Consider the following 20,106-nt stretch of genomic DNA (forward strand, 5'->3'; position numbering starts at 1 on the left):
CCGCAGAATGCTTCGCATAACGGCCACCGCCACGATCTCCCTCACGGTTGGCGCGATTCTGGCTACGGCGGGGTTTTTATGGGCTGACCGTGCCTTTCCGCCTCCTTTGCCCGCGCGGCTCGAAGCGTCCACCGAGGTGCTCGACCGCGACGGGCTGTTGCTCCGCGCCTTTGCCACGCCTCAAGGGCGCTGGAGGCTGCGGACCGACCTCGCTTCTGTCGACCCAAAGCTGATAGAAATGTTGATTACCTACGAGGACAAACGGTTTCGTCAGCACCGAGGCGTTGATGCCTTCGCTATCCTGCGCGCCGGCTGGCAGCTTGTTTCCAACGGCCGCATCGTCTCAGGCGGCTCGACAGTTTCCATGCAGCTTGCCCGACTGATGGAACCGCGAGACGCCCGCTCGCTTGGAGCAAAATTTCGCCAGATCTTTCGCGCGCTCCAGCTTGAACGCCGTCTTACCAAGGACGAAATACTGACGCGCTACCTGACGCTTGCACCCTATGGCGGCAACCTCGAAGGGGTACGCGCCGCCGCTCTCGCCTATTTCGGCAAAGAACCGAAGCGGCTCAGCGTGTCCGAAACCGCTCTGCTCGTAGCGCTGCCCCAGCTACCTGAGCGCCGTCGCCCGGACCGGAATGTCGAAGGAGCGAGGGCCGCACGCGATCGCGTGCTGAACCGCATGGTGAGTGCTGGTCTTTTGAGCGAACGTGAGGCAGCACGTGCTGCCGCCGAAGCCATCCCTGAGAGGCGTCTGGCGCTACCCGCTTACGCCCCCCACCTGGCAGAGACTGCCCTACGCAACGCGCCCTCCGCAACGGCCCACCGGCTGACCATCAGCCGTCCTGTGCAGAGCGGCTTGGAAGCAGTCGCGCTGAACGCCGCCACGCGCCTGGGGCCAAAATTGTCAGTCGCAATGGTGATGGCAGACGCCCGCACCGGTGAAATTCTCGGATCAGTCGGATCAGCCGATTTCTTCAGCACAGGCCGCGCCGGATGGATCGATATGACGCGTATCGTCCGCTCGCCAGGATCAACCCTGAAGCCCTTCATTTACGGGTTGGCAATGGAGCAGGGTCTGGTAGCGCAGGAGACGCTTGTTGAAGATCGGCCCTCTGATTTTTCCGGTTACCGTCCACGCAATTTTGACATGCGATATCAAGGCGATGTCTCCGTTCGTCAGGCATTGCAGATGTCGCTCAATGTGCCGGCCATCACGCTGCTAGACGCGGTCGGCCCGGCCCGGCTTGCTGCCCGCTTTCGCCGCGCCGGTGTGATGCCACAACTGCCACCCGGAGAATCGCCTGGTCTGGCGATCGGGCTCGGCGGCGTTGGCCTCAGCCTCCGCGATCTGGTGCAGCTTTACACTGGTCTCGCCGATGGCGGCCGCGCGCATTTGTTGCGCGACGGCACAGAATTGATCGAGCCCTCCACTGCAAGCACTGACGTTCTCGAGCCACAGGCAGCGTGGCAAATCGCCGACATTCTGTCAGGGGTCAAACCACCGCATGGCGCCACTCAGCGCGGAATCGCCTACAAGACCGGCACCAGCTATGGCTACCGAGACGCTTGGTCGATCGGCTTCGACGGTCGCCATGTGTTGGGCGTGTGGGTCGGGCGCGCCGATGGCGGCGCGGTTGCCGGCCTCGCGGGCTATGTCGCAGCGGCTCCGATCCTGTTCGAGGCCTTCGCCCGCTCCGGCCTTGCGCTCCAGCCGATGCGGCGCCCGCCTGCCGGTGCCATCCGTGCCAGACGTGCCGACTTGCCGGTAACACTTGCTCGCTTTGCACCTGGTGCTGACGGGTTGACCGCGGCTCCCAACGCACCTTCCGAACCCCCGCCGCAGATAATTTTCCCGCCCGCCGGAGCCCACATCGATCTTGCCGAAGGCACGGCAGCGCCTCTAGCCATGAAACTGCAGGGCGGCCGGGCACCGTTCCGCTGGCTGGCAAACGGTAAGGCAATCGCCGGTCTGCATCGCACCCGCACCGCAACTTGGCAGCCCGATGGCGCCGGCTATTCCACCCTCACGGTTGTAGATGCCGCCGGCCGCGCCGCCAGCGTAAGCATCTTCGTGGAATGATATATATCGTAAAATCAAAACCTTGCATGACGCATCGGACTCAGTGCCTTAGATGGCAGCGCGGGGCTCACTGTGCACAGCCAGAGCGCGTCTTGAGCGCATAAGCAGAAACAGCATGATCAAGATGTTGAGCAGGTTCCAGCAGATACCGTTGAAAAACGCCATCGCGTAGGAGCCCGTGAGATCGTAGATCCAGCCCGACAGAAAACCACCCAGCGCCATACCCATGACGGTTGCCATGATCACCATACCGACACGCTGGCTGGCCTCTGCCGCCGGCATATATTCGCGCACGATGATCGCGTAGCAGGGGACGATGCCGCCCTGTGACAGACCAAACACCAGCGACACCGCATAGAGCGATACCAGTCCGTCAAACGGAATAAACAGAAGCAGCGCAAGACCTTGCAGTACAGAGCCTATGAGTAATGTGCGAATGCCGCCGATCCGGTCGGCCAGGAACCCCGACGCCAACCGGCTCACGATGCCGGCGGCCAGCATTAGCATCAGCATTTCCGCCCCGCGCGCCATGCCGTAGCCGAGATCGACGCAATAGGCGACGATATGCACCTGCGGCATAGACATGGCGACGCAACAACTAACACCCGCCACGATCAGCAGCCCTTGCAGGACGCCGGGCGGCATTCCTATCGGATGGGTGAGAATTGCTTTCGAGCCGGTTGCGGCAAAAGCGGCAAGAGGTGGGCGACGTCTGAGCAACAGGATGAGCGGCAGCATGGTGGCGATGCAAATGATGCCGATGCCGACATAGGTAAAGCGCCAGCCTTCGCTTAAAATGACTGGTGGCATGGCCAACGGCCACAGCGCTCCGGCCAGATAATTCCCTGATGCAGCTGTCGCCACCGCTATTCCGCGTCGACGATTAAACCATTGAGATATTTCGGCAATCAGAGGTCCAAACGTCGCTGAAGAACCAACCCCGATGAGGATCCCTTGCACCAGCGAGAACATCAAAATCGACGTCGAAAGCGCCGCGAGAATGAAGCCGGCTCCAAGAACTGCGGCGGAGATGAGCGCCGGAATGAGGAAACCGTTTCGGTCTATCGCGCGGCCCAGAGCAACGTTGCCGAGCGCAAATCCCAACATCGTTGCGGTATAGGCAAAGGAAGCGCCGGCGCGGTCGGCACCGAACTCAGCCTGCACCGATGGCATCACCACGACAACCGCCCACATACCAACGCCGCCAATGGTCGACAGCGCGACGGAAATGGCGAGCCGGGTCCAGGCATAGCGGCCGTCAATGTCACTGAAACCGCCTTCCACGTGCTGTCCTTCAGCCATTCCGGCGCCGTCCTCCGATATTGCCTCACGGCATAAAGCCTAAACTTTTCAAATGCCTGCGGCTGCGCCAGCAGCAGAATTCGATCACGCCAGCAACCCGTTCCCGGTTCATCCGTTGTGCTCACAACATGAAAGGAATGAGCCATGAACGACAACCGCGAACGCGACCCCGAAAACACCCAGGACGTTGAGAAACTGACCGAAGAAGTCTCCCTCGACGTTGAAAATGAAGACGTTTCGACCCGCGTCGAAGAGATCGAGGAAGAGGAGGCAGAAGAGGCAATTGATGCCGACGACAACCCCTATCAGGAGAGCGACGAGGCGCTCCCCGACGACGAGGAGGAAGCTTCGATCAGCCGCAATTCCTCACGCGAGGGCGGCCTATTCGACGAAGTTTGATGCCAAACATTCTCTGTTTGGCGCGATTCTGCGGCGAACGGGGCCGTTTTAAGTCCGTTGTCCCGGTTTGGCGCGATGGGACCCTTGTTTGGGGCGATAGACCCCTCGTCGGGATCAGATGTGCAAGGCGCGTCCCATCGCTTTCAATGCCGCTTCCTGGAACGCTTCACTCTGGGTCGGATGGGCGTGGATAGTCCCGGCAATATCTTCCAGCCGCGCGCCCATCTCGAGAGCGAGCGCAAAAGCCGCCGACAGTTCTGACACCCCCTGCCCGACCGCCTGGATGCCGAGCACCAGATAATTGTCAGCCCGCGCCACGACACGCACAAAACCCTGCTCTCCCAGCATGGTCATCGCTCGGCCATTGGCGCTGAACGGGAACTGGCCGATCTTGACCTCGCGGCCCGTCTGGCGCGCCTCCTCAGGCGATAGTCCGACCGAGACGATTTCTGGATCGGTAAAGCAGACTGCAGCGATTGCCGCCTTGTCGAAAGCGCGTTTGTGACCGGCGACGATCTCGGCAACCATCTCGCCCTGCGCCATGGCGCGGTGAGCCAGCATGGGTTCTCCGGTGACGTCGCCAATGGCAAAGATGCCGCGCATCGAGGTGCGGCACTGGTCGTCGATGTGGATGAACCGCCCAGCCATATCGAGCGCGATCTCGTCGATACCGAAACCGTCGGTGACAGGACGGCGACCAACAGTGACCAGCACTGTGTCAGCCTTGATCTTCTTCTCGCCGCCCTCGCCTGTCTCTACCGAAAGAGAACCCGATTTCTCGTCAAAACCTTTGGCCTTGGCGCCGGTCAAAACGGTCATGCCCAGCTCAGTCATCCGCTTGGCGACGTGTCGCGTCAGTTCGGCATCGTAAAGCGGCAGGATGCGCTCGGCCGCTTCCACCACGGTGACCTCGGCGCCCATCTTTGCAAAGGCAATGCCAAGCTCCAGCCCGATGTACCCGCCGCCGACAACCGCGAGTTTGTTCGGCACTTCGGAAAGCGCCAGCGCTTCTGTCGATGAAATCACCGCACCGCCGAAGGGCAGCGAGGGCAGTGCGACTGCTGCCGAGCCTGTAGCGATCACCACATTCTCGGCGCGGATGACCTGAAGCCCGGTCTCTGTCTCGACCTCAATGGTCTTTCCGTCGCGAAATTTAGCAGTGCCAAGCACGGTTTTCACGCCGGCCTTCTTCAACAGACCGGCGACGCCATTCGTCAGCCGTCCGACAATGCCGTCCTTCCAGCCGATTGTCTTGGCAAGATCAAGTTCAGGCGATGTCAGCGAGATCCCCAGCGGGCTCTTGCCCGATGCCATCAGCTTCGCCCGCTCGAACTCTTCCGCCGCATGGATCAGCGCCTTGGAAGGGATGCAGCCGATGTTGAGGCATGTACCGCCGACCTTGCGTTGTTCGACGATCACCGTGTCGACGCCCAGCTGCCCTGCGCGGATAGCACAGATATAGCCGCCCGGCCCGGCCCCGATCACCAGCAGCTTGCAGGAAATCTCTTTCATCAGCTCAACCTTCAATGAAAATCAGGGCAGGCGTTTCAATTAGCGACTTGATCCGCTGGATAAAGATCGCCGCATCCCAACCGTCGATCAGTCGGTGGTCAAAACTGGACGACAGGTTCATCATCTTGCGCGGGATGAACTGCGTCCCATCCCACACCGGGCGCACCATCATCTTGTTGACGCCGACAATGGCGACTTCCGGATAGTTGACCATTGGTGTTGTAACGACACCGCCCATGGCGCCAAGCGAAGTAATGCTGATGGTCGAGCCCGAAAGCTCCTCGCGGCTGGCCGTGCCGGCCTTGGCCGCATCTCCCAGCCGGTTCACCTCGGAGGCGCAATCCCAGAGGTCGCGCGCCTCGGCATGGCGCACTACCGGCACAACAAGACCAGTAGCAGTCTGCGCAGCAATGCCGATATGCACACCACCATATTGGTGGATGACGCCCGCATCATCATCATACCGCGCATTCATCGCCGGCTGTTCGGCAATCGCCTTGACCATAGCACGCATGATGAAGGGCAAAAGCGTCAGCCTTGGCCGGTTGGTGCGCTTGTCCTTGTTGAGCGCAGCGCGCAATTCCTCTAGCGCGGTAACATCCACTTCCTCGACATAGGTGATGTGGGCGACACGCGACGCAGAGACCGCCATCCGCTCGGCGATTTTGCGCCTCAGGCCAATAACCTTGATCTCGTTGACCGTATTGTCGGGCTGCAACCCGCTGCCGCGACCGGGCTGCGGACCGCGCGCGATAAAGGCAGCGATATCATCATGCGTGATGCGACCGGCCGGGCCGGTACCCGGCACCTGGCGCAGATCAACTCCGGCCTCGCGCGCTTCATGCCGCACCGCAGGCGCAGCAAGCGGCTTTTCGCCCTGCGGGCGGGGCGCGCCAAGGGCTGAGCGCAGCGCCGGTTTGGCTGAAGAAGCAGGCTGTGCCGCCACCGCCGCCGGTGCCGGTTTGGGTGCAGGACTGGCAGGCGCTTCAGCCTTCTTTTCAGACTTATCTTCAGCCTTGGCCGGAGCGGAAGTTTTTGCCGAGGCCGGTTCGGCCTTAGCAGCGGCATCGCCGGCGACCTTCAGCTTGATCAGTGGCGAGCCGACAGCAATGACATCGCCGATCTCGCCGCCCAGCCAGATAATCTCGCCATCCACCGGCGAGGGAATTTCCACCGTCGCCTTGTCGGTCATGACGGCGGCCAGAACTGTATCCTCGCGGATCAGGTCGCCGATCTTCACCTGCCATTCGACCAGCTCAGCCTCGGCCACGCCCTCGCCGACATCCGGCATCTTGATTGTATGTTCGCCCACCGCGTTAGCCTTCCATCGTTTCAAGAAGCGCCCGACCGACACGGTCTGGCCCGGGGAAGTAAGCCCATTCCTGCGCATGCGGATAGGGCGTATCCCAGCCGGTGACCCGCGCCACCGGTGCTTCCAGATGATAGAAGCAATGCTCCTGCACAAGCGCGGCAAGCTCTGCACCGAAGCCCGATGTCAGCGTTGCTTCATGCACCACCACGCAGCGCCCGGTCTTTCTGACCGATGCCAGAATTGTATCGAGATCGAGCGGCAACAGCGTGCGCAGATCGATGATCTCGGCGTCGATGCCGGTTTCCTCGACCGCTGCCTGCGCCACATAAACCATGGTTCCATAGGCCAGGATAGTAAGCGCCGAACCGGGCCGGCGAATGATCGCCTCGCCCAGCGGCACTGTAAAGTGGCCTGCCGGCACCTCGCCCAATGGGTGTTTGGACCAAGGGGTGACGGGCCGGTCGTGATGTCCGTCGAACGGGCCGTTGTAGAGCCGCTTGGGCTCCAGGAAAATCACCGGATCGGGATCTTCGATGGACGAGATCAATAACCCCTTGGCATCATAGGGATTGGACGGCACCACGACTTTCAGGCCTGCCACATGGGTAAATAGAGCCTCGGGGCTCTGGCTGTGGGTCTGGCCGCCATAAATGCCGCCGCCCGAAGGCATGCGGATGACGATCGGACAGGTGAACCCGCCATTGGAGCGATAGCGCAGCCGCGCAGCCTCCGACACGATCTGGTCATAGGCTGGATAGACATAATCCGCGAACTGGATTTCCACGCAGGGCTTTAAACCATAGGCCGCCATGCCGATGGCGGTACCGACAATGCCAAGCTCGCTGATCGGCGCATCAAAGCAGCGGTTTTTTCCATATTTTTGCTGCAGCCCGTGGGTGCAGCGAAAGACTCCGCCAAAATAGCCGACATCCTCGCCGAACACGACGACATCCTCGTCCAGCCCCATCTTGACGTCCATGGCGTCGCGAACAGCCTCGATCATGGTCATTCTGGGCATGGTTCAGACCCCCGCCTTCTGGCGTTGCCGCTTCAGATGCGGCGGCATTTCTTCATAGACGCCTTCAAACATATCGCGCACCGACGGTTTTCCGCCATTATGCAGCGTGCCGTGCTTTTCGGCTTCCTTCTGGGCAGCGATCACCATGTCCAGCGCCTCGGCCTCGGCCTGCTTATGGCGCTCTTCCGACCAAAGACCGCGCAATATGAGATGGGTTTTCAGCCGCATGACCGGGTCGCCAAGCGGCCAGACTTCAGATTCGGTCTTGGGCCTGTAGGCAGACGGATCGTCAGAGGTGGAGTGGGCACCGACCCGGTAGGTCACATGCTCGATCAGCGTTGGTCCGAGGTTTTTGCGCGCCCGCTCGACCGCCCATTTGGCGACTGCATGAACCGCCAGGTAATCATTGCCGTCGACCCTGAGCGACGGCACGCCGAAGCCAAGCCCACGCGCCGCAAAGGTACCCGACCCGCCACGCGCAATGCCCTGGAAGGTGGAAATGGCCCACTGGTTGTTGACGATATTCAACACCACAGGCGCCTTGTAGGTGGAGGCAAACACCAGCGCCGCGTGAAAGTCGCTTTCGGCAGTCGAGCCGTCGCCGATCCAGCCGGCGGCAATCTTCGTGTTGCCCTTGATGGCAGACGCCATCGCCCAGCCGACAGCCTGCACGAACTGCGTCGCCAGATTGCCGGAGATGGTGAAAAATCCATGCTCCTTGGACGAATAGAGCACCGGCAGCTGGCGGCCCTTGAGCGGGTCCAGCTCATTGGCATAATTGAGGTTCATCATCTCAGCCATCGGATAGTCATCGGCGATCAAAAGACCGGCCTGCCGATAGGTCGGAAAGTTCATGTCGCCGGGCAACAGCGCCTTGCGGAAGGCGCAACTGACCGCTTCCTCGCCCATATGCTGCATGTAGAAGGAAATCTTGCCCTGGCGCTGCGCCAACTGCATGCGCGCATCGAAAGTGCGCAGCGTCATCATGTGACGCAAACCTTCCACCAGTTCTTCATCGGTGAGCGTGCCGGCCCAGGGTCCGACCGCCTCGCCATCGCGGTTCAGAACCCGGATGATGGAATAAGCAAGATCACGGATCGATTCAGGGTCAGCATCCACGTCGGGACGGCGCACAGAGCCTGCCTTGGGGATCGGGACGTTGGAAAAATCTGGCTTGTCGCCCGGCCGCACGGCAGGCTCGGGGACGTGGAATTTCAGCGGAGTATTGTCGCTCATGCGCCTGCCCTTCCGGCGTTCAGATATGTCAGCAGAAGCCCCTGCTGCAGGGTCTGCCGCCAGGGCAGACAACACCAGTCCGGGTTCATGTTCAAGCAAGCTCCTCCCAAAGCATGTGTGCCAGCCAGAGCAATTCCGGTGAAAGTTCGATGCGGCTTTCCGTCTGGAATTGCATAGAAACCAAGAGTTAGAGCGGCAGTGCCGTTGTGGATTTGATCTCCGACAGAGAAATCACCGAATTCACCTCCTGCACACCAGGAAGACGGCTGAGCTTGTCGAAGAAAAAAGTATGATAGGCATCGATATCGGCAGCAACTACCCTGATAAGGAAATCATATCCGCCCATCAGGACATGACACTCCAGCACCTCGTCAAAGGCGCGGATTTGGTCCGAGAATTCATCGAGATTCTGGCGGCCATGCATGGTGAGTTTTACCAGCACGAAAACCTGCGCATTGAGCCCGACCTTGCGGCGGTCGACAATTGCTACCTGGCTGCGGATGAAACCTTCATCCTTAAGGCGCTGGATGCGCCGCCAGCAGGGCGACTGCGACATGCCCACCATTTCCGCGATCTCGGCTGTGGAACGCGAGGCATCCTCCTGCAGAGCCTGCAGAATGCGGCGGTCCAGAGGGTCGAGCTCTTGTTGCATAAATCAGACCTGATTTTTCAGAATACGGGTATATCTATTCTTATATTTTGCAACAAAGCAATATAATAGGCAGAATTTTTTTCAAACCCAAGCGTACCATATGGCAGGTCTGATCTGGGAGGATTGAATGACGGCCGCATTTTCCACCACACTACCGCCCGAGAAGCTGAGCTTTTTCAACGACCCACAAACCGGTCTGCGCGCCATCATCGTCGTTCATTCAACCGCCCTTGGGCCGGCAGCCGGCGGCACCCGCTTCTGGCCCTATGATGACCGCGAGAGCGCCACGCGCGATGCCCTGCGTCTGGCCGCCGGCATGACCTACAAGAACGCGCTGGCAGGCCTGCCCTTCGGTGGCGGCAAGGCAGTGATCATGCGCCCAAGCGACGAGTTCGACCGCACCGCACTTTTTGCCGCCTATGGCCGCGCTGTAGACAGCCTGGGCGGCAGCTACCTTACCGCCGAGGATGTGGGTACCACGGTGTCGGACATGCAGGCGGTGCGCACTATGACCCGTCACGTCGCCGGCCTCCCGTCAGATGGCGCAGCGGCTGGTGGTGACCCCTCGCCATGGACCGCGCTCGGTATTTTTCTCTCCATGCAGCACGCCGTGGAGCGGATACTGGGCACGACGCTCGAAGGCCGCACGGTTGCGATTCAGGGTGTCGGCAATGTCGGCATGGGACTGGCGCGCCTGTTGCATGAGGCCGGCGCAAAGCTAATAGTCGCTGACGGTGCAATGACGCGCACCGAAAAATGTACTGAACTGTTCGGAGCGCAGGTTGTTGCGCCTGAGGCTTTGCTTTCGGTGGAGGCCGATGTGTTGGCGCCTTGCGCGCTGGGCGCCGTGCTGAACGAAGCCTCGATTGCCAGGTTCAACACAAAAATCATTTGCGGCGGCGCCAACAACCAGCTTGCGACCCCGCAAGACGCAAAACGCCTGGCTGAGCGCGGCATTCTCTACGCTCCCGACTATCTTGTGAATGCTGGCGGCATCATCAACGTCGTAGCCGAAAACCTGCAGGAAAGTGCTGCAGCTGTGGAAATGCGGGTGCGGAAGATTCCCGAGCGGCTGGCGCAGATTTTCGATGTGTCGGAAAGATCCGGCCTGTCACCCGCTGTCGTCGCCGACGACATGGCCCGCGCGATTGTGGCCGATGCGGGGATCAGGGTACCGACTGTGGCTGCAGCGCCATTGGATGAGAGCCAACACGCGGCGTAAACGGTGCCGGACGCTACCCCACTACCATCCTGACCCGGTGTCGCGCTTCTTCGCCCGGTGCCAGCACCAGCATGGATGGCTTCTCAAAAATGTCGCCGTCAAAGCCTTCCGGGTCGCCATGGCCGGTCCATGCCTCCAAGCACACGAAGGGTGCCCCGGGCAGGCTCCAAATGGCGAGGTGGGGAAAGTTTTCGACTTCTATCGCGATTGACGTGCCGTCTGGCCCTACAAAGCGGAAGGATTGGCTCTCGGCATTGAAGAAGCACAACGCCTCATGTGCAAACAGCGCATCGGAGACGGCAAGCTCCGTGCCCTCGAACGGCACCGCGCGCCGCATTGTGCGGGAGAACAGACCGTCTGGCGTGACTGCCGGAACATCGCCTTTTTCGGCCTTGTCAAACATGATGCGAAAGCCCTGGCGGCTGTCGCCCGCAAAAGGCCAGCGAAATCCCGGATGGGTGCCCAGCGCATAAGGCAATGGCTTTTCTGCGTCGGGATTGCGGACTGTGAAATGAGTGTCGAGCGAATCGACCGTCAGCCGGTAAAACACCTCAAGCTCAAAGGCGAAGGGGAAGTTTTCATATGTCTCGCTATCGTCGGCCAGCACCAGCCGGGCCGTGTCGGCGGTCACCTCCAACGGGCGAAACGATTTTCCATTGGCAAAACCGTGGATCGGCATCGGATAGGCTGTGTTGTCCACATGGAGCAGGCCGTGATGGGCCCGTCCGACAATGGGAAACAGGATCGGGTTGACCTGATGCCACAGCGCTGGGTCTGGCAGCCACATAAGATCCATGCCGGCGGCAGACCAGGCCACCGGCTCGGCGCCGGCAATGGCAATTTCAGCGGTCGCGGTGCCGGCGGTCAAAAAGATGGAATCGGCCATAGTGTCCCCGTTGATACACTTTTAGCTGCCACACTGCGGGCCTGGAAGCGTCAATGGGACTGAAGGTGGACGAGGAGAGCAAGCTCATCGACTATTTGAAACAGCTCCCCTGACGCCAGGCCTTCTGACATCGTCGATTATCTCCTTGAGTTCGGGCAGAAACGCCGTCCTGCGAAAACTCTGATCTCGACCAACAACAGCTCTTCTAATGATCATCGTCTGCTGATTGCTTTGATCGAATTTTTCCAGGAAGTTCCTCGTATGCTCGATTATGATATCTCTGCGAACTCTCGGATCCAAAGCGAGCTCTTCTAGCTGTCGTATATCCTTTTGAACAATTTTTCTGGCAGATAGCGTGGACAGCGAGGACGGTTGCCTTCCGCTCTCACTGGTGGGATGAATGCGTTTAAAATCAGCATGATATGCCTCGATTCTTCTCACGGCGATAAACTCGGTAGTACGCGTATTGTTGGGAGAGGTTAAGCCAACATGTGGATAGATCTCTCCTCCTGACGCGACAGAACTCGTCGAGAGTGTAGACCCCCGACGGGCGAGAGAGGGGGCAACAGAACGGCCGATGAGACTTCCGGCTAACCTATTTAAAGCTTTAAAAACGGCGGAAAAAATTGGAACTCCGCCGCTCGGGTCCACCCGGTTAACTGGGTCATCCATGCAATAGGCGTAGGCGTTTAAGCCACCCTTACCAAAGGGGCTCAAGGAATCAGGGCTATGAAATCGCATCAACGCAGGATTGTAAGCTCGGAAGCCGTTACCCAAATGGTAATAGCCGGAGCCATCGAACAGATTTCCATTATATCCGATGCCGTGGCTGCCAGGTGCATTCATTAATACAGAACCCTCTAAGAAATTAAAATATATTATAAAATATACTTATGAGTATACCGGCATATAATTTCCGCTTATCTGCTCCCTGGACGCCCAATGAATGCCCCACTTCCACGAGGCCTTGCCAATGATAGCGCCTGATAGAACGGCGAAAAGCCATCCAATATTATTGCAGTCGATATCGGCGATACACTGTCCAAAAATTCCAACTTAAGGGTGTCATAATAACCACTCATTAAGAAAATCATCTGATTAGTTATTATGAAAACGATCTATATAGAAGAATTAATTTTATATAATTTATCAACCCTAGGGCGTACTCGGTGGCAACTAGGGCTGTGAAATTTTGATTAGTATCCGCTTATTCTCCGGAGGCCCAGTCAGTGCACTCGCTTCCTCCGCGCCTGGTTGCCACGTCACAACATCCTCGATCTTTCCGGCGAGTTCGAAATCTTTGTCGGTGATGCCTTCGGCGTCGTGGTTCATCAGTTTGACAGTGACGCTGCCATAGCTGAGGGCAAGGTCGGGATGGTGCCAGGCAGCTTCGGCGAGATGGCCGATTGTATTGACCACCATCAGCGTCGCCTTCCAGCCCCGGGTCGCATAGGTCCGACAGATATGACCGTCGGCAAAGCTCCAGTCGGGCAGGGTTTTCAACCTCATAGCGATTTCGCCCTCAGTGTATATTCGCTCTTTCTTGCGCTCTGTCATGTGTCCTCCATCAGTTCTGGCGCGCCGCGCCGCGTTCAATTTCGACGCCGACACCGCCGGCGCCAAGCTCCAGCTTTTCTACTCTCACCATCACGCGCACCACCCGCGGGTGTGCCAGCACGCGGTCGGCGATTGCTTCGGCCAGCGCCTCGCTGAGCTGGACATGGCCGCTTTCGACGATGGCGCGGATGCCGTCCATGATAAGATCGTAGGACACGACATGGCGCATGTCCTCAGGCTTTTGCCCGTCACGTTCTATCTCGGCGACGACGTCGAACCGTACTTGCTGGGTGCGGCCACGCTCAAAACTGTAGGCGCCGATCTGAACGGGCAGAACAAAGTCACGGACAAAAATCTTATCGGTGCCCGACGTACTGTGTTTTGCAGAGACGGGTTGACCATTGGTCGGAACGAGAGAGCGCATGGTCGCGAAGTCGAGGTGGAAGCCAAGGAAATCCGGGGCAAAATGCAGCAGCCGCGACACGTCGGGCGCTTCCAGTCCACCGCTGACGCCGACCTGCAGCCCTAGAGCCTTGGCGCGGGCAAAAAATTCGCCGATCTGCACCGGGGAATAATAGTCCATCACTCGGCCTTTGTCGGTACTGGACAAATCCAGTGCGACAGCGCGAAAACCGGCTGTGGCTATGGCGTCGAGGCCTTCCATATCGGGCGACCGATCTGCGAAAAGAACTGCGGTGAGCGGGGTGTCCGTGGCGAGCGACGCAAGCGATTTTGTCAGCGCGGCGCGGTTAGCGCTGGCGAAAAAGCCGACGGCGATGCTCGTCGCGCCGGCTTCGCCCAGAGCGCGAGCGGCGTTGGCCACCGTATCAGGTGCCATCTCGGGCGCGCCGCAGGCGCATGCTGTTTCAGCGCGCCCTGCGATCAGACCCGAGGTTTGGCGCACGATATCGAGAGGCAGCGCGGCAAAATGGTCCGCGGCGCGCAATTCGATCCTGTCGGCACCGGCCTCAAGCGCCGCTTGTGCCCCCTGGGCCTCGCTCACGCAGGCCAGCATTTTGGTCATTCTTTACCCCCGCAGCATGTCTTTGCCGTTTTCATACAGAATTTTTGGCTCGGTTGAACCTGATCATTTGACGGTTTGGCCCTGGTGCGGCATTGGAGGGCAAAAATCGGGACCAAACCGCATGATGCAGATGATGAAGACACTGATCGCCCCATCGATCCTGGCATCCGATTTCTCCAAGGTCGGCGACGAGGTCGAGGCCGTCGTAGCCGCGGGGGCAGACTGGATCCATCTCGATGTGATGGATGGGCATTTCGTTCCCAACATCACCTTCGGGCCGGCTTTAATTAAATCGATCCGCAACCGCACCGACAAGGTGTTTGATTGCCATCTGATGATCTCACCTACGGACCAGTATCTTGCGGCATTCGCGGACGCCGGCTGTGACATTATCACCGTCCATGCGGAGGCCGGACCGCATCTCGACCGTTCGCTTCAGGCGATAAAAGACCTCGGCAAAAAGGCCGGTGTATCGCTCAATCCATCGACGCCGGAATCGGTCATCGAATATGTTCTGGACCGGCTCGACCTGGTATTGGTGATGACCGTCAATCCCGGTTTTGGTGGGCAGGCCTTTATCCCCGCCATGGTCGACAAGGTGCGCCGCATCAAGGCGATGATCGGCGCACGGCCGATCGACATCGAGATCGATGGCGGCGTGACGCCCGAGACCGCGCCATTGGTCGTCGCCGCCGGCGCCAATGTACTGGTCGCTGGTTCAGCGGTGTTCAAGGGCGGTACGATCAACAGCTACCGCGCCAACATTGCTGCGATCCGAGCGGCTGCTGACGAAGCGTTGCGGTAGGGCTTGCGCTAGACAGCCCTACCCCCGCTCCGGAAACAGCGCCAGCAATCCCGCTGCCGAAGCTTCGGCCACGCCCCGCTCGGTGATCAGCCCGGTTACCAACCGGGCTGGCGTCACGTCAAAAGCAGGATTGGCGGCCGGTGAGCTATCCGGCGAAATCCGCACTTGTGTGATCTCGCCGGAGGCGGTCTTGCCCCAAACGAGCGAGACTTCATCGCCCGAGCGTTCTTCGATCGGGATTTCGGTCAGGCCGTCATGGACGGTCCAGTCGATGGTGGGCGATGGCAGGCCGACATAAAAAGGAACGCCATTGTCGTGCGCGGCGAGTGCTTTCAGATAGGTACCGATCTTGTTGCAGACATCGCCGTTGGCGGTGGTGCGGTCGGTGCCGACAATGACCATGTCGATAGCGCCACGCTGCATGAGATGGCCGCCGGCATTGTCGACGATCAGCGTGTGCGGTACGCCGTGGCCCGCCATCTCCCAGGCGGTGAGCTGGGCACCCTGGTTGCGCGGACGGGTCTCGTCGACATAGACGTGGACCGCAATGCCGGCTTGTGCGGCCAGATAAATGGGCGCGGTGGCGGTGCCGTAATCGACGGTAGCAAGCCAGCCGGCATTACAATGGGTAAGGATGTTCACCGGCTCGCCTAGCTTCTTGGTTGCGGCGATGCGCTTGATGATTTCGAGCCCGTGCTTGCCGATGTTGCGGTTCAGTTTGACATCCTCGTCGGCAATTTCGGCAGCACGCTGATAGGCGGCGGCGCGGCGCTGGTCGACCGGCAGGGGAAGCAGCGTCTCCATCATGGCGTTGAGCGCCCAGCGCAGATTGATCGCGGTGGGTCGCGTTTCGTGGAGTGTCTCCCATGCAGCGCGCAACGCCACGTCCGATGCGTCGGTGACAGTCTGGATCGCCATCCCATAGGCGGCGGTGACGCCGATCAGCGGTGCGCCGCGCACCCACATGTCCCGAATGGCAGTGGCAATTCCATCGATGCTGCCGACGGAGACAATGCGAAAATCGTGCGGCAGCCAGCGCTGGTCGATCAGGTCGACTGAGCGGCCATCATCGGCCAGCCAGATGGTGCGAAAATGGCGGTCCCCAACGTTCACGAGATTTCGTCCCTTTCCAGCCGTACGGCAAGAGTGTGGATTTCCTGAAGACTGACCAGCCGGTTCCGGTTGACAGCCAGATGGCGACCGAACTTCAGCGCGCGTGCTTCGCAGCGGGCGCGCAGATTCTCGTCCGCGATGTCCTCAAAATCGGCATTGTGAGCCAGCCCGAGAATGCGGCGGTGGATCTCGATGCCGGCAAAGCCCAACATGTCGACATAGATCTGGTGAAGCAGGCAGTCGAGCGCCTGGGCGCTTCCCAGAGCATCGCCCTGATCTTCGAACAGGCGACGGTCATAGAGCATGCCGGTGCGCTCGCTGTGCCAAAGGCGCGAAAACTCGGTGCGGAAGACGGCCCAGATTTCCGTTACGGTGTCGAGCAATTCATCGCGCAGCACTGAGCGGTCGCCCGCCTTTTCGTGTCCGGCTTGCGCAAAAAAGGCCATCCAGAAATTGGCGAGCAGCATGCCGACATCAAACGCCATAGGGCCGTAGAAGGCGAACTCAGGATCGATGACACGGGTCTCGTCATCAGTCACCATGATGGAGCCGGTGTGGAGATCGCCATGCAGCAGCGTTTCGGCTGAGCTGGCGAAGATGTGCTTCAGGCGCTGAGCCTCAACCTTGAGGTTGCGGTCTGCGCGCAGTGTGGCAACAATCCCGTCAAGCTGCGGCGAGGTATGCCGGTTCATCGCCGCATCAAAATAGGGGTCGGTGAAAACCAGGTTCTCGGTGATGTCGCAAAGCTCGGCATTGTCGGCAAACAGCGCCATGTCTTCCTTGCGGGCGCGCGCACCCATAGACAAGTCAGAACCGCGAAACAGGGTGGTTGCCAGAAACAGCCCGAGATCCCGACCGATGTTTTTCGGCCGCCTGCCCTCGATCAGCGCGCGGCGCAGGATAATGTGCGGGGTGAGAAACTCCATGATGATGAGCGCCTGCCCCTCATCGAAATGAAAGATTTCCGGAACGATGTTGCCAGCCCGCGCGCGCTGGCGGGTGAGCGCATGATATTCGAAGAAGGAGCGTTTGAGCGGTAGCGGCCAACTGTCGCCGACGAGGCGCACATAGGGCAGCGCCTGCTTGACTATGGCCGAACCGTCTGGACCGTCGACGATGAAGACAAGGTTGAGGTTGCCGTCCCCAACCTCGCGGACTTTCCAGGATGCTGTGTCACTGCCGATACGCGCGGTCAGCGCATCGGTGCGCCCCAGCCGCAGCGGCAAAGTTTCGGCGGAAAGTGCTTCAAATGACGGTTTGTCAGCCATTGGACCCTCTTGTCCCTCCCGAGTTGAACAGGTCGATCCCGGCCCTGCTCATCGCAAGGCCTAGCCCCCGTTCTGGCAAATGTCAATCAAGTTGACATTTGCCGAAACGCTCCATAGCATCCTGATAGGGAGGACAGCATGCATGGGTGAGGAAGCTGTGTTTCGCATCGCGGGCCTGAGGAAATCCTTTGGCTTGATCGAGGTGCTGCGCGGCGTCGATCTCGACCTACATGCGGGCCAGATCACCGTGCTGATGGGTGCTAATGGGGCCGGCAAGTCGACGCTGGTCAAGGCCATGTGCGGCGTCTACCGGCTGGATGCCGGGCAGATGACGCTGGATGGGAGCCGCTTCGCCCCCCACAAGCCCGCCGAAGCGATCAGCGCCGGCGTGGTTACTGTCCATCAGAACATCAATGACGGCGTGGTTGCAGCGCTCGACGTGGCAACCAACCTGACGCTCGACCGGCTCAATGGATCTGGCGCGGCGACATTCTTCAATCCGCGCCGCGTGCGCAGGCAGGCCGCCGAAGTGGCCGCCCGCATGGGGCTGAGCCTTGATCTGGGCGCCCAGATATCCGACCTGTCGCTGGCCGACCGCCAGATGGTGGCGATTGCGCGCGCCATGGCGCATGAGCCCAAAGTGCTGGTGCTCGACGAACCGACCTCTTCGCTTTCTAGCGCTGAAGCCGACCGGCTGTTTGCTTTGCTCGATCGGTTGAAGGCCGATGGCGTCGCCATTCTCTATATCTCGCACCGCATGTCGGATATCCGCCGGCTGGCCGACCGCATCGTTTCGCTGCGCGATGGCGCCATCGCGGCCACCTTCGACCAGCCGCCGCTCGACTATGAAGGCGCGGTCAATGCCATGCTTGGGCGCACGGTGAGCTTGGGCCAGGTGGCAGCACGCGCCACCGGAAAAACGGTGTTTGCCGCCGACGGTCTGCGCCTCAAGGCCAATGCAAAACCTCTTTCTCTCACTCTCGGTGAGGGCGAGGTCGTGGCCATCACCGGGCTGGTAGGCGTCGGCAAGACGGCTCTGGCCGAAACACTGTTTGGCGTGCGCAGACCAGCGTCCGGTACCATGGTGCTGGACGGAAACCCCTATGCCCCGCCCTCGACGCGCGAAGCCATCCGCAACGGCGTATTCCTGGTCGCCAAGGACCGCGCCGACAATGGCATTGTGCCCGATTTCAACATCTACGAAAATATCAGCCTGCCCTTTTTGCGCTCCATCTCGCGCCTGGCTGTCACGCAGCGTAGTGCGGAAAAGGCACGCGCTCGCCAGCAAATCAATGATCTTGCCATCGTCAGCCGCAGCGAGCGGGACGAGATGTCAACGCTCTCGGGCGGTAACCAGCAAAAGGTGATGGTGGCCCGCTGGATGGCTGAGCCGGCGCGGTTGTTCGTACTCGACGAACCGTTCCAGGGCGTCGACATTGCGGCACGACGCGACATCGCCACCAAACTGCGCGCCAGTGCTGCAGGCCGCGCGACGCTGATCTTCGTCACCGAACTCGACGAGGCACTGGAAACTGCCGACCGCATTCTGGTGATGTCGGAACACACGCTGGTGGGCGAACACAAAAATGACGGCGCGCTCGACATGGATCGCCTTCTGTCGCAGATCGCCGGACAGCTCCTCAAGGGTGCGGCATGAGCGCTGGCCAACAACGGGATATCGGACCAAGCATGACATTGCGTGACTTCGCCGTGCGCTACGGCTTTCTTTTGCTGCTGTCCGGGCTGGTAGCCTATTTCACCGCCTTTGCCGATGGATTTGCCTCGCCCCAAAGTGCCGTCTTTATCTTCCAGTCCGTGGCCATCACCGGCGTTCTGGCGCTCGGCGTCACAGCTACGCTCGTGGTTGGCGGTTTTGACCTGTCCATCGGCTCCGTCGCCACCACAGCCATGATGGCGTCTGCCTATGTGATGGTAGTGCTGGAACAAAATGCGCTGGTGGCCGTGCTGGCCTGCCTTCTGATCGGGATCATCGTCGGCCTGATCAACGGTTTCCTGATAGTCTATATGCGCGTGCCCGACCTTCTGGCTACGCTTGGCATGATGTTCCTGCTGATCGGCCTGCAGCGTATCCCGACGGAGGGACGTTCGATTGCCACCGGCATGACCATGCCCGACGGTACTGTCGCGTCCGGCACGTTCAGCCCTGCTTTCCTGTCGCTTGGCCGCCACCGCTTTGATTTCTTTATCCCAAATCTCATTCCTGTCTCGGTCGTGGTTCTTCTGGTGCTGGCGCTGGTGATTTGGTTCTTCCTCGAATACACCCGTTTTGGCCGCATGATGTATGCCGTCGGTTCCAATGAACGGGCCGCAGAGCTCGCTGGCGCGCCGGTCAAGGCATACAAGATTTGGGCCTATGTGATTTCAGGCATTTTTGCCTCGATCGGCGGCATTCTGCTGGCCGCCCGGCTCGGACGCGGCGACATCGCGTCTGGCAACAACCTTCTTCTCGATGCGGTAGCCGCAGCCCTGATCGGCTTTGCCGTTCTGGGCGCTGCCAAGCCCAATGCATTCGGCACTGCCGTGGGAGCGCTGTTTGTCGGCATCCTGCTGCAGGGCCTCACCATGATGAACGCGCCCTATTACACGCAGGATTTCGTCAAGGGCATCGTTCTCGTCGTCGCGCTGGTGTTCACCTTTGCCCTATCGAACACCGGCCGCCGTTAAGTACAAAAAATATCAACAAGTGGAGGAAATAC

18 protein-coding genes are annotated in these 20,106 nt (G+C 59.9%); 6 read left to right on the plus strand and 12 right to left on the minus strand.

All coding sequences use genetic code 11. From position 1 onward, the window contains the following. Nucleotides 1–7: 7 nt before the first annotated feature. Entirely contained in the window at nucleotides 8–2,083 is a 2,076-nt protein-coding gene (pbpC, locus tag GA830_RS17015; RefSeq protein WP_195162955.1) for a penicillin-binding protein 1C, read from the plus strand. A gap of 48 nt (nucleotides 2,084–2,131) precedes the next feature. On the opposite strand, the gene GA830_RS17020 is transcribed toward pbpC, so the two are convergent. Continuing rightward, complete coding sequence (locus GA830_RS17020) at nucleotides 2,132–3,385, minus strand: MFS transporter (protein ID WP_195162956.1); 1,254 nt, start codon at nucleotides 3,383–3,385, stop codon at nucleotides 2,132–2,134. Nucleotides 3,386–3,529: 144 nt separating this feature from the next. Between GA830_RS17020 and GA830_RS17025 the strand changes: the two genes are divergently transcribed. Further along, the gene (locus tag GA830_RS17025) at nucleotides 3,530–3,784 is read left to right on the plus strand and encodes a hypothetical protein (RefSeq protein ID WP_195165041.1); all 255 of its coding nucleotides are present in this window, start codon (nucleotides 3,530–3,532) and stop codon (nucleotides 3,782–3,784) included. A gap of 114 nt (nucleotides 3,785–3,898) precedes the next feature. Here the strand turns inward: GA830_RS17025 and lpdA are convergent, their stop codons facing one another. From lpdA to GA830_RS17050, 5 genes are all read right to left on the minus strand, one after another. Beyond that, a complete protein-coding gene (lpdA, locus tag GA830_RS17030; RefSeq protein WP_195162957.1) occupies nucleotides 3,899–5,296 on the minus strand; it encodes a dihydrolipoyl dehydrogenase in 1,398 nt (465 codons plus the stop codon). Between the two features lie 4 nt (nucleotides 5,297–5,300). Continuing rightward, a complete protein-coding gene (locus tag GA830_RS17035) occupies nucleotides 5,301–6,608 on the minus strand; it encodes a dihydrolipoamide acetyltransferase family protein (protein WP_195162958.1) in 1,308 nt (435 codons plus the stop codon). Nucleotides 6,609–6,612: 4 nt separating this feature from the next. Next, on the minus strand, nucleotides 6,613–7,626 hold the full coding sequence (locus tag GA830_RS17040; protein ID WP_195162959.1) for an alpha-ketoacid dehydrogenase subunit beta: 1,014 nt from the start codon (nucleotides 7,624–7,626) through the stop codon (nucleotides 6,613–6,615). 3 nt (nucleotides 7,627–7,629) lie between these two features. Further along, nucleotides 7,630–8,862: a 3-methyl-2-oxobutanoate dehydrogenase (2-methylpropanoyl-transferring) subunit alpha gene (locus GA830_RS17045; RefSeq protein ID WP_195162960.1), complete on the minus strand. Its 1,233-nt coding sequence runs from the start codon at nucleotides 8,860–8,862 to the stop codon at nucleotides 7,630–7,632. Between the two features lie 187 nt (nucleotides 8,863–9,049). Beyond that, nucleotides 9,050–9,514 (minus strand): Lrp/AsnC family transcriptional regulator, encoded by a 465-nt coding sequence (locus GA830_RS17050; protein WP_195162961.1) that lies wholly within the window; start codon nucleotides 9,512–9,514, stop codon nucleotides 9,050–9,052. A 127-nt stretch (nucleotides 9,515–9,641) separates the two neighbouring features. Here GA830_RS17050 and GA830_RS17055 point away from each other — a divergent pair, with 127 nt between their 5' ends. Next, nucleotides 9,642–10,736 (plus strand): Glu/Leu/Phe/Val dehydrogenase, encoded by a 1,095-nt coding sequence (locus GA830_RS17055; protein ID WP_195162962.1) that lies wholly within the window; start codon nucleotides 9,642–9,644, stop codon nucleotides 10,734–10,736. A gap of 13 nt (nucleotides 10,737–10,749) precedes the next feature. On the opposite strand, the gene GA830_RS17060 is transcribed toward GA830_RS17055, so the two are convergent. The 4 genes from GA830_RS17060 to GA830_RS17075 form a co-directional block, all read right to left on the minus strand. Continuing rightward, on the minus strand, nucleotides 10,750–11,622 hold the full coding sequence (locus GA830_RS17060) for an aldose epimerase family protein (RefSeq protein ID WP_195162963.1): 873 nt from the start codon (nucleotides 11,620–11,622) through the stop codon (nucleotides 10,750–10,752). Nucleotides 11,623–11,706: 84 nt separating this feature from the next. Then, entirely contained in the window at nucleotides 11,707–12,468 is a 762-nt protein-coding gene (locus GA830_RS19865) for an RHS repeat-associated core domain-containing protein (RefSeq protein ID WP_210330838.1), read from the minus strand. Nucleotides 12,469–12,798: 330 nt separating this feature from the next. After that, nucleotides 12,799–13,179 (minus strand): 4a-hydroxytetrahydrobiopterin dehydratase, encoded by a 381-nt coding sequence (locus GA830_RS17070; RefSeq protein ID WP_195162964.1) that lies wholly within the window; start codon nucleotides 13,177–13,179, stop codon nucleotides 12,799–12,801. 10 nt (nucleotides 13,180–13,189) lie between these two features. Continuing rightward, nucleotides 13,190–14,203 carry a (5-formylfuran-3-yl)methyl phosphate synthase gene (locus tag GA830_RS17075; protein WP_195162965.1) on the minus strand — a complete coding sequence of 338 codons (1,014 nt, stop codon included), beginning with the start codon at nucleotides 14,201–14,203 and terminating at the stop codon, nucleotides 13,190–13,192. 130 nt (nucleotides 14,204–14,333) lie between these two features. On the opposite strand from GA830_RS17075, the gene rpe reads away from it, so the two are divergent. Then, complete coding sequence (gene rpe, locus GA830_RS17080; protein ID WP_195165018.1) at nucleotides 14,334–15,008, plus strand: ribulose-phosphate 3-epimerase; 675 nt, start codon at nucleotides 14,334–14,336, stop codon at nucleotides 15,006–15,008. 18 nt (nucleotides 15,009–15,026) lie between these two features. On the opposite strand, the gene mtnA is transcribed toward rpe, so the two are convergent. Further along, nucleotides 15,027–16,121 carry an S-methyl-5-thioribose-1-phosphate isomerase gene (mtnA, locus tag GA830_RS17085; RefSeq protein WP_195162966.1) on the minus strand — a complete coding sequence of 365 codons (1,095 nt, stop codon included), beginning with the start codon at nucleotides 16,119–16,121 and terminating at the stop codon, nucleotides 15,027–15,029. After that, nucleotides 16,118–17,389, minus strand: a complete 1,272-nt coding sequence (gene mtnK / locus GA830_RS17090) for an S-methyl-5-thioribose kinase (protein ID WP_195162967.1) — start codon at nucleotides 17,387–17,389, stop codon at nucleotides 16,118–16,120. Before mtnK ends, mtnA begins: the two co-directional genes overlap by 4 nt. A gap of 142 nt (nucleotides 17,390–17,531) precedes the next feature. Here mtnK and GA830_RS17095 point away from each other — a divergent pair, with 142 nt between their 5' ends. After that, nucleotides 17,532–19,046: a sugar ABC transporter ATP-binding protein gene (locus GA830_RS17095; RefSeq protein ID WP_195162968.1), complete on the plus strand. Its 1,515-nt coding sequence runs from the start codon at nucleotides 17,532–17,534 to the stop codon at nucleotides 19,044–19,046. A 32-nt stretch (nucleotides 19,047–19,078) separates the two neighbouring features. Beyond that, nucleotides 19,079–20,074, plus strand: coding sequence for an ABC transporter permease (locus tag GA830_RS17100; protein ID WP_195162969.1), 996 nt, complete (start codon nucleotides 19,079–19,081; stop codon nucleotides 20,072–20,074). Nucleotides 20,075–20,106: the final 32 nt, after the last annotated feature.

Origin of the sequence: Mesorhizobium sp. NBSH29, assembly GCF_015500055.1 — a bacterium.
Classification (GTDB): domain Bacteria; phylum Pseudomonadota; class Alphaproteobacteria; order Rhizobiales; family Rhizobiaceae; genus Neomesorhizobium.